Consider the following 13,954-nt stretch of genomic DNA (forward strand, 5'->3'; position numbering starts at 1 on the left):
CCCAACGGCTCATGCCCCAAACCGATCTTGAAATCATCGTCGACGATCCGACCGCGCCCGAAGACGACTCGCCTTCCGTCGTCTCCTCCGGCACGATCGAGATATTCGTCTGTCTCCTGTTGCTCGCGCTGGCCGCCACGCTCGGCTACGACAATTGGCGCACCGGCGCCTCCTGGGATTCGACCGGGCCGGAGCCCGGCTATTTCCCGTTCTACCTCTCCGTCATTCTCGGTGGTGCCAGCCTCTACGGCCTGATCGTGGCGCTGGTCGCGCACCGCGCGGCAGCTGAGACCTTCGTCACGCGTGCGCAGGCCCGCCGCGTGATGGCGGTGTTCGTGCCGACGCTGCTGTTCTGCCTGGCGACGCAGTTTCTCGGCCTCTATGTCGCGAGCTTCCTGCTGATCGCCAGCTTCATGCGCCTCGTCGGCAAGATCGCGCTTTGGAAGTCGCTGCTCACCGCTGTCGTATTCACGGCCATCATGTTCGTTACCTTCGACATCGCCTTCGACGTCATCATGCCGAAAGGGCCGCTAGAAGCGGCCTTCGGCCACTAAGGCGAGCCCGCGATGGAAGCTTTCGGTCTCTTGCTTCACGGCTTTGCGGTCCTGCTGACGTGGAAGACGCTCGCGCTGATGATGGTCGGGCTGGTGCTCGGCATCTTCGTCGGCGTTTTGCCCGGGCTCGGCGGACCCAACGGTGTTGCGATCCTGCTGCCGCTGACCTTCACGATGGATCCGACCTCGGCGATCGTGATGCTGTCCTGCATCTACTGGGGCGCGCTGTTCGGCGGCGCGATCACCTCGATCCTGTTCAACATCCCCGGCGAAGCCTGGTCGGTCGCGACCACCTTCGACGGCTATCCGATGGCGCAGCAGGGCAGGGCGGCGGAGGCGCTGACGGCGGCGTTCACGTCCTCTTTCATCGGCTCGCTGGTCGCGGTGCTCCTGATCACCTTCCTCGCCCCGATGATCTCGTCCTTTGCGTTGAAGTTCGGCCCGCCCGAGTTCTTCGCCGTGTATCTGCTGACCTTCTGCTCCTTCGTCGGGCTGGGACGCGAGGCCAAGCACAAGACGGTCATCTCGATGTCGCTCGGGCTGTTGCTCGCCGGCATCGGCATGGACACGGTGTCAGGCAATCTGCGCATGACCTTCGGCTCGTCCGAGCTGCTCCGCGGCATCAACTTCCTCGTCGCCGTCATCGGCCTGTTCGGCATCAGCGAGATCCTGCTGACGATGGAGGAGCGCCTGGCGCTGCGCGGACACGCAGCGAGCATTTCGTTGCGCGTCGTGCTGAGTGTGTGGAAGGACCTGCCGAAATACTGGGTGACGCTGCTGCGCTCCTCCTTCATCGGCTGCTGGCTCGGCATTACCCCGGGCGGCGCGATCGCAGCCTCGTTCATGGGCTACAATCTGGCGAAACGCTTTGCCGAGAATCCAGAGAGCTTCGGCAAGGGCCGCATCGAGGGCGTGTTCGCGCCGGAGACGGCGGCGCATGCCTCCGGCACCGCGGCGCTGCTGCCGATGCTGGCGCTCGGCATTCCCGGCTCCGGCACCGCGGCGATCCTGCTCGGCGGGTTGATGGTGTGGGGGCTCAATCCGGGACCGCTGCTGTTCGTCGAGCACAAGGATTTCGTCTGGGGCCTGATCGCCTCGATGTATCTCGGCAATGTCGTCGGCCTCGTGCTGGTGCTGACGACGGTGCCGATCTTCGCCTCGATCCTGCGCGTGCCGTTCGCCGCGGTGGCGCCGATGATCGTGGTGTCCTGTGCGATCGGCGCCTATGCGATCCAGAACGCGATGTTCGACATCTGGCTGATGCTCGGATTCGGCCTCGTCGGCTACGTCTTCAAGAAGATCGGCATTCCGCTCGCGCCGTTCACGCTGGCACTCGTGCTCGGCAACCGCGCCGAGGATGCCTTCCGCCTGTCGATGATCGGCGCCGGCGGCGACCTCAAGGTGTTTTGGTCGAACGGCCTGGTCGGCTCGCTCACGACCTTGGCGATCGTGCTGCTGTTCTGGCCGGTGATCGACCGTTTGCTCGCCCGTGTCGGATTGACGCAGGGGGCCAAGCCGGCGCAAAGCTAGGCGTAATCACCCCTGGATTCAAATACATAGGGGGATGTCGTCCTAGTCCTAGGCGTTACACGCTGCGATTGTTTCGGGTAGTTGTAGGCGCGGCACAGCCCTTGGGCGCTTCTCAGCGCATATTTTCATCACAAATTTGTGTGGAGGATTGCCATGAAGCGGATTGTGATTGGAATGGCGGCGGCGATGTCGCTGTTCGCGACGGGCGCACTGGCGGCCGATCTGGCCGCAAGGCCCTACGTCAAGGCGCCGGTCATGGCCGATCCGGTCTGGAACTGGACCGGTTTCTACGTCGGCGGCAATGGCGGCTATAGCTGGGGCCGTTCGCGCACCGACGTCTCCTACTTCAACTCGGCAACCGGCCTTGGGATCGCGCCTCCCGCCGGCTCCGTCACCAATGCGTCTTTCGACATGAACGGCGGCGTCGCCGGTGGCCAGGCGGGCTACAATTGGCAGAACGCCAACTGGGTGTTCGGCGTCGAGGGCGACCTCCAGTGGTCAGGTGAGAAGGGCAGCGCCACCTATAGCTGCGTGGGCGCCCCGATCGCGCCGGGCGCCGGGCCCTGTCTTCCCGGCCTGACGTTCCTTCCCCCCGCTGCTGCCGGCGGCACCGTCCTGACGATCGATCAGCATCTTCAGTGGTTCGGCACGGTTCGCGGCCGGGTCGGCATCCTGGCGACTCCGAAAGTGCTGTTCTACGGCACTGGCGGTCTGGCCTTTGGCGAGATCAAGACCACCGGTACGATGACCGGGTTCACGCCCGCGGCGGTCGCGATCGCCTCGGTCGGATCGAACTCGACGACGCGTGCCGGCTGGACCGCCGGCGTGGGAATCGAAGGCAAGATCACCCAGAACTGGAGCGCCAAGCTCGAATACCTCTATATGGATCTCGGCAGCTTCTCGTCCGGTCCGTTTACCCTGGCGCCGCTCTCCACGGTCAGTGCCAACGTCTCGTCGCGCTTCACCGACCACATCCTGCGCGCCGGCATCAACTATCAGTTCGGTGGCCCGGTGGTCGCCCGGTACTAACAACAACAGCGGCGTCAACAAGAAGCAAAGCCCGGCTCGAGCCGGGCTTTGTCGTTTCTGTCCTGATTTTTGGAAATGGCGCAAGGCCGACAATCGGACGGAGCGATTGACTTGTTGCGGTGGCGCCACATCTGCGGCCTGATCTGCTCTGGTTGGACCTGCGAAGCCGTATGCGTCGAGCGCCTCCCGACGCCATCGTGCCAGTCCGCGAAAATCCATCCCACCATCAAATCCTACTGAAATAGCAGCGATTTCGAGAACGCTTGGATGGTGCGCGCACGCCTTCCGCGCGCAACTGTCCGCTCGCATCCCACAAACGACTGACATTCGTTCGCACGACGCGGAGCGATGCGCTCTTCCCTAGGGTCGCGACACTGAATCGCCGGCCTCGCGCGAGGAAGCGAGCAGGCAACACCTTTTGTCGAGGGAAGATTGATGACACGAACTCTGCTGGTTGCGGTCGCGACTGCCATGCTGCTAGCACCGCCTGCCTTCGCCGCTGATCTCGCGGTACCGCACATTTATACCAAGGCGTCGCCGGTGGCCGTGGATCCCGGCCACAATTGGAGCGGCTTCTACGCCGGCATCAATGTCGGCCATGGCTGGGGACGCTCGGCCACGACTGCTGATTTCATCGACAGCGGAGCTGGCGCGCTGCTGAATTCGAGCGCCGGCAAGTTCGATCTCAACGGCGTCAGCGGCGGCGGACAGATCGGCTACAACTGGCAGCGCGAGATGTTCGTGATCGGCTTCGAGGCTGATTTCCAGGGCAGCGGCCGGAACGGCCGTTTCGACGCGCTGTGCGCCGGCGCGCCGGCGGGTTTGCAGGACGGCGTCTGCACGCCGGGTCATCGCGGCGACAACACGTTCGATCCCGCGCTGCCCGTGACCTTCAATCTCGTCCAGAAGCTCGACTGGTTCGGCACTGTCCGCGGCCGGCTTGGCGCGGCGGTGACGCCGCGCGTGCTGTTCTACGGTACCGGTGGTCTTGCTTATGGCCGCGTCTCCACCTCGGGCACCATCGCCGCGACCAATGTCAGCGGCAGCCCTGGGAGCGACGACAACCTGGCGTTCACGCCCGTCGCGGCAAATTTCAGCAGCAGTGCGACGAAGATCGGCTGGACCGCAGGTGCCGGCATCGAAGGCGCCTTCGCCGACAATTGGAGCGCCAGGCTCGAATATCTCCATGTCGATCTCGGAACCGTCTCGGGTTCGCTCGCAACGCCAGTGATCGCGCTCAGCGGCGCGCCCCTGGTCGTCGGCTATCGCTCGCACATCACCGACAACATCCTGCGCGTCGGCGTCAACTATCGCTTCAGCGGCACCTGAGCGGCGACGTGGCTCCGCGAGTCAAAAAGCCCGGCGAGCGCCGGGCTTTTTCGCTGGCCGATCTCCAACGAAGCACTCACACCACTTTGGCGTCCCGGAGCTTGGCGATCTCGTCGGCGCCGAAGCCGAACTCCTTCAGCACTTCGTCGGTCTGCTCGCCGAATTCCGGCGGCCGCGCCACCATCCTGCTCGGCGTGCGCGACAGCGTCACGGGCTGGCCGACCAGACGGATGTCGCGATCCTCGTCATTCGGCACCTCCTGCGCGATGCCGAGATGCTTGACCTGCTCGTCTTCGAACATCTGGTCGATGGCGTAGATCGGCCCGCAGGGCACGCCGGCCTCGTTGAGTTCACGGACCCAGGTCTCGGTGGACTTCGTCAAGGTACGCTTCTCGATCTCGGCATTGAGCGCGTCGCGGTTCTTGGAGCGGGCTGGCGCGGTCAGATAGTCGGGATGGCTGTAGAGCTCCGGCGCGCCGATCGCCTGCGCGCAACGCTCCCAGATCCGGCCGCCCGTGGTGGCGATGTTGATGTAGCCGTCCGAGGTCTTGAACACGCCCGTCGGAATGCTGGTCGGGTGGTTGTTGCCGGCCTGCTTGGCCACTTCCTTCTCCATCAGCCAGCGCGCGGCCTGGAAGTCGAGCATGAAGATCTGGGCCTGCAGCAGCGAGGTCTGCACCCACTGGCCCTTGCCCGAGACCTCGCGCTCCAGCAGTGCGGTAAGGATACCCATGGCACAGAACAGGCCGGCGGTGAGGTCGGCGACCGGAATGCCGACCCGCATCGGGCCTTCGCCGGGCGCGCCGGTGATCGACATCAGCCCACCCATGCCTTGCGCGATCTGATCGAAACCCGGCCGCTTGTGGTAGGGCCCGTCCTGGCCGAAGCCCGAGATGCTCCCGTAGACGATGCGCGGATTGATCCTGGCGAGGCCCTCATAATCGATACCGAGCTTCTTCTTCACGTCGGGGCGGAAATTCTCCACGACGACGTCGGCCTTGGCGGCGAGGCGCTTGAACACGGCGAGCCCGCGCTCGTCCTTCAGGTTAAGCGTCATCGCCCGCTTGTTGCGATGCAAATTCTGGAAGTCGGAGCCCTGCCGCGGCCCGCCCGGCTGCTCGCCGCCGGCATCCGCGGTGAGCGCGTCGATCTTGATCACGTTCGCACCCCAGTCCGCGAGCTGCCGCACGCAGGTGGGCCCGGACCGGACGCGGGTCAGATCGAGCACGGTGAAGCGTGACAGGGCTTCCGAGGCATGCGGAAAGGGCATCTTGATGGGCTCCGGGACAAATTGCGGGCCCACCATAGTGCCGAATGACCATGCGGCAAGACATCACGCGGCAGGTCAGGGCCGCGCGGATGCCGCTTGGCGAAATGCAATGCCTGAGCGGCGCCCGCGAAGGATCAGCGCGCCAGCTGCTTCAGCTCGGCGCGCGCCTGCTCGGCCAGCGGGTCATCGCCGTGGCGCGCAATGAACAGCTCGAATGCCTCCCGCGTTCCCTTGCGACGGGCGGATTCGTACTCCTCCGCGACCGCAGCCGAGGAGTCGCGGGCCATTGGAACGGAGGGCGCGCGTCTCGCTGTGTCGCCTTGTTTGCCGCTCTCATCCGCATTGGCTTTTCCGACCATGACAGGCAGTCCTCCGAAAGGTAGATGGTCCGGCCCGGCGAGCGCGATCAGGGCGCCGAACAGACCGGCCGAGAGTAGACGTCGTTTCATGATTTCGCTCGCAACACGCAGGGAGCCGGAACTGGCATCCTTGTCTTGGCCCGTATGACTACGGGATTTGATGGCTAACACGGCCTTACGGAAGGAGTCCGGACCGGCTCGCCAAAATTAAACCAAACGTTTAACTCTCAAGCTAGAATCACCTGTCGCGCCCCGAATCGAACGGGGGTTGCTGCTTCGGAGATTCTCTTGGCCACCGCCGTCAACGTCAGTGCCACCAACAACGCCGAGATCGACGGCCTTCTGTCGGGCTACAAATGGTCCGGCACGATCACCTACAGCTTTCCGGACGCTGCAAGCGACTACGCCAGTCCCTACAGCGGCGGCAGCAGTGAGCCGACGACGTCGGGTTTTGGCTCGGCGCCGAGTCAGATGCAGGCGGCGATCAATTACGCGATCGGACTGATCCTCGGCTACACCAACGCCAACATCCAGTACGCCGGGACGAACGGCGCCGACATCATGGTCGCGCAGTCGCCAGCGGCCAATCCGACATCCTACGCCTATTATCCCGGCAACTACGCGTCCGGCGGCGACGTGTGGTTCGGAACCGCCTACAACTATTCGCTGGCTGCGCTCGGCAACTACTATTTCACGACTGCGTTGCACGAACTCGGACACGCCCTTGGCCTGAAGCACAGTCAGGAAGCGGGCGGTCCCGCCAACGTCGCCGTGCCGAGCGCGCACGACGACAGCGAATACACCGTCATGAGTTATCGCAGCTATGTCGGTGCTTCGACGACGAGCGGCTACACCAACGAAGCCTATGGATATTCGCAGACCTATATGGCCAACGATATCCTCGCGCTGCAGACGATGTACGGCGCGGACTACACCACTCAGGGCGGGACCACCGTCTATACATGGAGCCCGACCACCGGGCAGGAGTTCATCAACGGCGCTGGCCAGCCGGCGGACAATGGCGGTGCCGGTGGCTCGGCCAATCGCATCTACGAGACGATCTGGGATGGTGGCGGCGTCGATACCTACGACCTGTCGAACTACACGACGAACCTGAGCATCAATCTCAATCCGGGTGCGTCGTCCGTGTTCTCGTCGGTTCAACTCGCCAATCTCGGAAACGGCCATTACGCATGGGGCAACGTCTACAATTCCTATCTCTACAACAACGACGCGCGTTCCTACATCGACAACGCCGTCGGCGGCTCCGGCAACGACACGATCATCGGCAATGCGATCGCCAACGCACTGAACGGCGGGTCCGGCAACGATACGCTGACCGGCGGCGGCGGCAACGACACCATCACCGGCGGCTCGGGCACGGACACCGCCGCGTATTCAGGCAATCGCGCCAATTACGCGTTCACGTACAATGCCACGACCCAGACCTTCACGATCACGGATCAACGCAGCGGTTCGCCCGATGGCACCGACACCGTCACAGGCGTCGAGTATCTCCAGTTCGCCGATCAGACCGTTGCCAGCGCGATGCTCACCGGGCCCATCGTGCGCGAATCAACGGGCGTGACCGTTCTCGTCATCGACAGCGGCAAGTACTACCTGAATCCGACCGGCGGCGGCACCGGCCCCGTCCTGAAGAGTGGCGGCGCGGCAGTGGTCGCCGGCAATTACGGCCTCTGGTCGCCGGTGGCCGCCGAACAGGTCTCCGGCGGCGGCTACGATGTCGCCTGGAAGAACTCATCGACCGGATATTTTTCGATCTGGAGCACGGACAGCAACGGTAACTTCCTGTCCACCCTCACGCCTGAAGTGTCGGGAACCAACGCCAGCCTGGTTTCGCTGGAGGCGGCGTTTCATCAGGACCTCAACGGCGACGGCACGATCGGTGTTCCGACGACCACCATCGAGGCCGCGGGATCGACCAGCCTGGTCCTGAGCGGCGGCAATTACAACCTGAACAGCATCGCTACCGGCACGGGCCCTGTCCTGAAGAATGGCGGTGCTCCCGTTATCGCAGGCAGTTACGGCGCCTGGTCGCCCGTGGCCGCCGAGCAAGTCTCGGGCGGCGGCTACGACGTCGCCTTCAAGAATGCATCGACCGGATATTTTTCGATCTGGAGCACGGACAGCAACGGTAACTTCCTGTCCACCCTCACCCCCGAAGTGTCGGGGAGCAATGCCGGTCTGATATCGCTGGAAACGGCGTTCCATCAGGATCTCAATGGTGACGGCACGATCGGGACGTCAGGCGGGTCGACCGCGACGATCGAACATGCCGGTTTGACCAGCCTGGTCCAAAGTGCAGGCAATTACGAGCTGGATAGCATCGCTACCGGCACGGGCCCTGTCCTGAAGAATGGCGGTGCTCCGGTCATCGTAGGCAGTTACGGAGCCTGGTCGCCCGTTGCCGCCGAACAGGTCTCGGGTGGCGGCTATGATGTTGCCTTCAAGAATGCGAGCACCGGATATTTTTCGATCTGGAGCACCGACAGCAACGGCAACTTTCTGACCACCCTCACGGCTGAAGTGCCCGGGAGCAATGCCGGCCTGATCTCGCTGGAGTCGGTCTTCCAACAGGATCTCAATGGCGACGGCACGATCGGCAGCCCGAGTGGTTCGACGACGAGCGTCACGATCGAACATACCGGTTCGACCAGCCTGGTTCAGAGCGGAAGCAACTACGATTTGGACAGCATCTCCACCGGCACCGGCCCGGTTCTGAAGAATGGCGGCGCGGCAGTCGTCGCGGGCAATTACGGCGCATGGTCGCCGGTTGCCGCCGAGCAGGTCTCGGGCGGCGGCTACGACGTCGCCTGGAAGAACTCATCGACCGGCTATTTCTCGGTCTGGAGCGCGGACAGCAACGGCAACTACCTGTCCACCCTCACGCCCGAAGTGGCGGGAAGCGACGCGCGCCTGAAGGCGCTCGAGCCGGCATTCCACCAGGACCTCAATGGTGACGGCGCCGTAGGCGCAGCGCCCGCAGCGACGTCGGGGCTCGCGACCGCCGGTGGCGGCTTCGCTTTCAATTTCAGCCAAGGCGGAATCACATTGTCCAATTCGTCTGAGCTGCCGGATTCCATGCCCGCGCCAGCGAGTGTGCTGATTGACTTGGAACAGGCGACTTCGGCCGAACCGGCGGGAAGCCAGGACACGATGATCGACAGTGTGGCCGACCTTCTCCATAACCTGCACGGCACCGGTTTCATGCTCGGCTGACGACGCAGGTCGCGTCGCGTCGAACCAACACAGTATGGCGCGGGCATTTCTGTTACAGCCTGCGTGTGACGTCGCAACCGTGGGACGTACACGATGCTTGTGCAATCCGTTGATCCCGGCGCCCACAGTAGGTTATATTCGAGGCCTCCCAGGCAAGTTCCGGAAGATAAAAAGCACCTTGCCTGATCCGGTGCGACCACTAGAAAATCCGCGGTCCGTCACGCAACAGTTGCTGGCGAGGAAATGCCAGAAAATTCTGCAACCTTTTTCCAAGTAGCGTCGCATACCCAGAAAATTTCAACACGAAGGCCTTATTTTGCGAGCGCTTCAAAGCGGCCGGCGGCAGTTTCAGCGAATCTGGAAGGTGATGTCGTAGGGCTGCGCGACGCGCAGGTTGCGGCGCGAGGACGTGTGCATGGCAACAAGGAACCATGGCTGCCACGTCGTCGCGCATCGACATGCTGCCTGACGATGCTGCGGGCAGCCCCGCCCGGAAATTTCGAGGTCGCGACGATGCGCCGGTCGCATGGCCCGCGCAGCAGGCTCCCGCCAGGCCCGTTCGTCGCGGCAATCCGCTGTGGTCGGTGCCGTTCTCGGCTCGACCGCGACCCAGGAGCGCCCCATCTTCTCGGCCACGCGACGGCCGCCGCCGCGTGCGGTCGCGGCATCGCCGGTCGAAGAGATTTCCGCACCGTCACCCAGCCGGTCGAGGCACCGCCACCGCTATTGCTGGTCGGGGCCGTGGTGGGCGAGGGCGACGCCATGGCCATTCTCGTCAACCGCACCGATCAGAAGGTCGTGCGCCTGCGGCAGGGCGAATCGCTCGCCGGCTGGTCGCTGACCTCGGTGCAGCCGCGCGAGGTGACGTCCAAGCAGGGCGAGCGCAGCGAGGTGCTGACGTTCCAGCGGCCGGACGCGGCCGCTCCCGCGGGTCCGGCCTGCGGATGCCGGCGGCAGGCCGACGATGCCGGGCCCGGCCGATCCGGCGTTCTCGCCTTCCGTGCCGCGCTCCACGCCGAAGAACGGCGAGTCGGACGGGCTCTGAGCGTGCCTTCCCGGGCGCCCCGCAAGCCTCGGGCGGAGCCCTGAAACGCAGGCCGAACGGGTCCGCCAAGCGGGCCGGCTGCGGTTCCTGCCGGCTATCGACATTCCGTGAACTGACTGCTAGCCCGAATTCGCGATGCCTTGGGAAGGACCCCGATCGGTGTGGGCAAAGGCTTGCTGAGGTGATGGCCGGGTGGCTGGCATGACGTTGAGAAAAACACCGCCCGATCTGCTGGGGAATTCCGCGTGGAATGCGACGGCCTTCCTGGTGGCCGTGGTGCTGAACCTGGCCATCCTGCCTTTCGTGATCACCCATCTCGGGCTCGCGGCCTTCGGTGTCGCGGGTCTTGTCACCGCATGCATTGCGCCAGCGCAGGTGTTCAGCAACGCGCTCGGACTGTCGACGTCGCGCGAGCTTGCACAGCGACTCGAGCCATCCAACCGCGACGACGCGCGACGCCTGTTCGCGACCGCGGTCATGCTCGCGGTCGGCGCGGGCGGGCCGATCGCCATTTTCCTTTTGGTGGCCGGAGCTCCACTCGCGCGTCTCGGATTTCATCTGGCCGGTCCGGCTGCCGCGGATCTCGCGCTGGCGTTCGCGCTGGCCGGTATCGGCTGGTTGTGCCAATGTGTATCGGCCGTCTTCATTTCGTTGTTCACCGCGCGGCAAGACTATCGCCGGATCGCCTCGATCGGCATCGTCAGCACCGTGGTCTCGACTCTTTCGATGCTCCTCCTGATCCCCGCCGCGCCATACGCATCGACATTCCTGGGTTGCCAGGCGCTGGGGTTGGCGATCGGTCTGCTGCTGGCCTTGGCCTTGTCTAGCGGCCAAATGCGTCAGTGGCTGGCACCTCCAGCATTGCATCGCGACGCGCTTGGCAGGCTGGTTCGTTTCGGCGGATGGCAGGTTGCCGCACAGGGCGGTGCGCTGCTTGCAGGGCAGGCCGATCGATATCTGCTTGGCGCGCTGCTGCAACCGCAGTTTGTCGGCTTCTACGGCGTTGCGCAGCGCCTGCAGGAGGCGACCTATATCGGTATCCTGAAGGTCGGCGAGATCCTGTTTCCCTTCTTCAGCACGCTGCAGGGGGAGAGCGAGGACCGCAAGGTCGATCTGCTATTCCGAGCGTCGTGGATTCTCAATGTCCTGGCCGCAAGCGCGCTCGGCGGATTGATCCCCGTGGCTCGTCCGCTGCTGCATGTTTGGACCGGCGCCGAGGTCGCGGCCGAGGCTGCACAGGTTCTCGTCGTCCTGTCGATTGCCGGGATCCTCGGATCGAGCGCGAACGTCTTCGGCTTTTACTTGCTGGCGCACGGGCGGTCGCGCTCCAACGCGCTCATCGCCTTGATCACGGGTGTCGTCACACTCGTAACCAGCGCCATCGCATTGCCACGCTTCGGATGGCACGCCGCAGGCTGGAGCGCATGCGCCGGAATGATCACGCAGATGGCGACCATTGTCTTCCTGTTGCGCCGTAGTTTTGATCTCGCCGGCATGTGGTCGCGCATCGTGCATTGCGTGCTGATGCCGCTCGGCATCGGGATCGCGACGGCGCTGGCGGTGCGATACGGTCTCGACCGCGCGCCATTCCAGCCCGCGCCGTCCTGGTGGTCGGTGGGAGCTATCTCGTCGGTGACGGCCGCGACGATTTTCGCGATCGCGGTTGCGGCGTCGCAATTGGGTCCGTATCGAAGGGCTTGCCGGCAAGATATTCGTTCGATCGTCAGTCGCTTCTTGCCCATCAAGGCTGTCTAGGACATGTGCGGAATCGCAGGCATCGTAAATCTGGGTGGCAATGCGGTCGAACCGGCCGACATCTCGCGGCTGACCAGCCTGATCGCGCATCGCGGTCCGTTCGGCGAGGGGACCTGGTTCAGCGCGGACCGAAGCCTCGCATTCGGCCACCGCCGCCTGGCGATCATCGATCCAGGCGAGGGCGGCTATCAGCCCATGCTGTCCGCGGACGGCCGCCATGTGATCGTGTTCAACGGCGAGATCTACAACTTCCTCGAGCTTCGCCGCGAGCTCGAGGCGCAGGGCGCGGTGTTGCGCAGCCAATCCGATACCGAAGTGATCCTGGCCGCGTGGCAGGCCTGGCGGGAAGACATGCTGCCCCGCTTCAACGGCATGTGGGCCTTGGCGATCTTCGACACCAGCACCCGCGAGCTGTTCCTTGCGCGCGACCGCTTCGGCATCAAGCCGCTGCTCTATGCCGCGTCGCCGGAACGATTCGTCTTCGCGTCCGAGCAACGGGCGTTGGTGCGGAGTGGACTGATCGATACCTCCGTCGACATGGAGGTTGCACGCCGGCTGCTGCTCGATGCCTTCGGGATCGAAGGAAGCGAGCGGACCCTGTTTCGCCAGGTTCGCCGCTTGCAGGGCGGCCACTGCATGTGGCTTCGTCAGGGCAAGGTCAGTGTCAAGCGATGGTGGCGGACCGTGGATCATCTGCCGCCGGTGCCGGCCACCGAAGCCGAGCGTGTCGCGCGCTTTCGCGAGCTGTTTCAGGATGCCGTGGCCCTGCGCATGCGCAGCGATGTGCCGATCGGAACATGCCTGTCCGGCGGCTTCGATTCGTCGGCCGTGATTTGCGCCATGGCGGCGCACGAGAAGGAAGGCATGGGGCCGCGCGACAGCGCAGCATGGCGTCACGCCTTTGTTGCGACGTTCCCCGGCGCCTTGAACGACGAGAGGCCGATGGCCGAGGAGGCCGCCGTCTGGGCCAACGTCGCGCCAACTTTTCTCGAAATCGGACAGGCCGATGCGCTGACGGACCTCGATCAGATTCTCGACGATCTCGATGACGTCTACATCGCGTTGCCCAGCGCCATATGGCTGCTCTATCGGCAATTGACCCAAAACAACGTGACGGTGTCACTCGACGGCCACGGGGCGGACGAGCTGATGGGCGGCTATTTGCAGGAAGGACAAGCGCGCGCGTTTCAGATACGGAACGCGGCAGAGGACCTCGCGTCGCGTTCGAAACTGGCCCGGCGTTGTGTGGATGTCCTGCGTGCGTTGGCCCTCAAGCGGAAGGGCGTGTATTTTCTGCGCGGTGGCCTGCGCAATCTTCCCGCCCCGCTTCCGCTGATAGCGGAGGACGATGTGCTGCCGCGTGAATGGGGTGGCTTGAACAAGCGCCTCTATCGGATGTTTCACAGCACGGTGCTGCCCACCATCCTGCGCAACTTCGACCGCCTTTCGATGGCGCACGGCGTCGAAGTCCGCATGCCCTTTATGGATTGGCGGCTGGTGACCTATACGATGGCCCTTCCCGAGAGCAGCAAGTCGGCGGACGGCTATACCAAGGCTGTTGCCCGGCGGGCGATGGCCAATTTGATGCCGGAGTCCATTCGCACCGCGCGTCGCAAGGTCGGCTTCAACTCGCCGATGCCGGAATGGTTGAACGGACCGCTGGCCGGCTGGACGGCTGACCTGCTGGACAGGAATGTGCCGGCGTTTGCGGAACTGGTGGATGAAGCGGGTCTGCGCGCGGCGGTCAGCCGTTTGACGGCGTCGAAGTCCTGGGATTGGGAGTCGGTCGGGCGGATCTGGCCGTATCTGAATATGAAATGGATGTTGGCGAGGTACGCGTAAA

General features: G+C 64.2%; 11 protein-coding genes. 8 read left to right on the forward strand and 3 right to left on the reverse strand.

All coding sequences use genetic code 11. The annotated features are described in order from the left end of the window. Positions 1-11 precede the first annotated feature (11 nt). The 4 genes from AC0L3P_RS23345 to AC0L3P_RS23360 all read left to right on the forward strand — a co-directional run bounded on the left by AC0L3P_RS23345 (position 12) and on the right by AC0L3P_RS23360 (position 4,442). Positions 12-554 (forward strand): tripartite tricarboxylate transporter TctB family protein, encoded by a 543-nt coding sequence (locus tag AC0L3P_RS23345; protein ID WP_354100982.1) that lies wholly within the window; start codon positions 12-14, stop codon positions 552-554. Between the two features lie 12 nt (positions 555-566). Further along, complete coding sequence (locus tag AC0L3P_RS23350) at positions 567-2,084, forward strand: tripartite tricarboxylate transporter permease (RefSeq protein ID WP_473305382.1); 1,518 nt, start codon at positions 567-569, stop codon at positions 2,082-2,084. 153 nt (positions 2,085-2,237) lie between these two features. Beyond that, positions 2,238-3,113 (forward strand): outer membrane protein, encoded by an 876-nt coding sequence (locus tag AC0L3P_RS23355; RefSeq protein ID WP_473305384.1) that lies wholly within the window; start codon positions 2,238-2,240, stop codon positions 3,111-3,113. A gap of 435 nt (positions 3,114-3,548) precedes the next feature. After that, positions 3,549-4,442, forward strand: coding sequence for an outer membrane protein (locus AC0L3P_RS23360; protein WP_473305386.1), 894 nt, complete (start codon positions 3,549-3,551; stop codon positions 4,440-4,442). Between the two features lie 76 nt (positions 4,443-4,518). Here AC0L3P_RS23360 and AC0L3P_RS23365 read toward each other — a convergent pair whose 3' ends face one another. Together AC0L3P_RS23365 and AC0L3P_RS23370 are read right to left on the reverse strand one after the other, a co-directional pair. After that, positions 4,519-5,712, reverse strand: coding sequence for a CaiB/BaiF CoA transferase family protein (locus tag AC0L3P_RS23365; RefSeq protein WP_473305388.1), 1,194 nt, complete (start codon positions 5,710-5,712; stop codon positions 4,519-4,521). Positions 5,713-5,846: 134 nt separating this feature from the next. Continuing rightward, positions 5,847-6,161: a hypothetical protein gene (locus tag AC0L3P_RS23370; protein WP_473305390.1), complete on the reverse strand. Its 315-nt coding sequence runs from the start codon at positions 6,159-6,161 to the stop codon at positions 5,847-5,849. A gap of 198 nt (positions 6,162-6,359) precedes the next feature. Between AC0L3P_RS23370 and AC0L3P_RS23375 the strand changes: the two genes are divergently transcribed. Then, entirely contained in the window at positions 6,360-9,311 is a 2,952-nt protein-coding gene (locus tag AC0L3P_RS23375; RefSeq protein WP_473305392.1) for a M10 family metallopeptidase C-terminal domain-containing protein, read from the forward strand. Positions 9,312-9,659: 348 nt separating this feature from the next. On the opposite strand, the gene AC0L3P_RS23380 is transcribed toward AC0L3P_RS23375, so the two are convergent. Further along, positions 9,660-9,947 (reverse strand): hypothetical protein, encoded by a 288-nt coding sequence (locus AC0L3P_RS23380; protein WP_473305394.1) that lies wholly within the window; start codon positions 9,945-9,947, stop codon positions 9,660-9,662. A gap of 126 nt (positions 9,948-10,073) precedes the next feature. On the opposite strand from AC0L3P_RS23380, the gene AC0L3P_RS23385 reads away from it, so the two are divergent. The 3 genes from AC0L3P_RS23385 (at position 10,074) to asnB (ending at position 13,953) form a co-directional block, all read left to right on the forward strand. Continuing rightward, a complete protein-coding gene (locus AC0L3P_RS23385) occupies positions 10,074-10,400 on the forward strand; it encodes a hypothetical protein (protein ID WP_473305396.1) in 327 nt (108 codons plus the stop codon). A gap of 157 nt (positions 10,401-10,557) precedes the next feature. Further along, a complete protein-coding gene (locus tag AC0L3P_RS23390) occupies positions 10,558-12,111 on the forward strand; it encodes an oligosaccharide flippase family protein (protein WP_473305468.1) in 1,554 nt (517 codons plus the stop codon). 3 nt (positions 12,112-12,114) lie between these two features. Then, positions 12,115-13,953, forward strand: a complete 1,839-nt coding sequence (gene asnB / locus AC0L3P_RS23395; protein WP_473305399.1) for an asparagine synthase (glutamine-hydrolyzing) — start codon at positions 12,115-12,117, stop codon at positions 13,951-13,953. The last annotated feature ends 1 nt before the right edge of the window (position 13,954 follow it).

Source organism: Bradyrhizobium sp. WSM4874, from assembly GCF_055811835.1.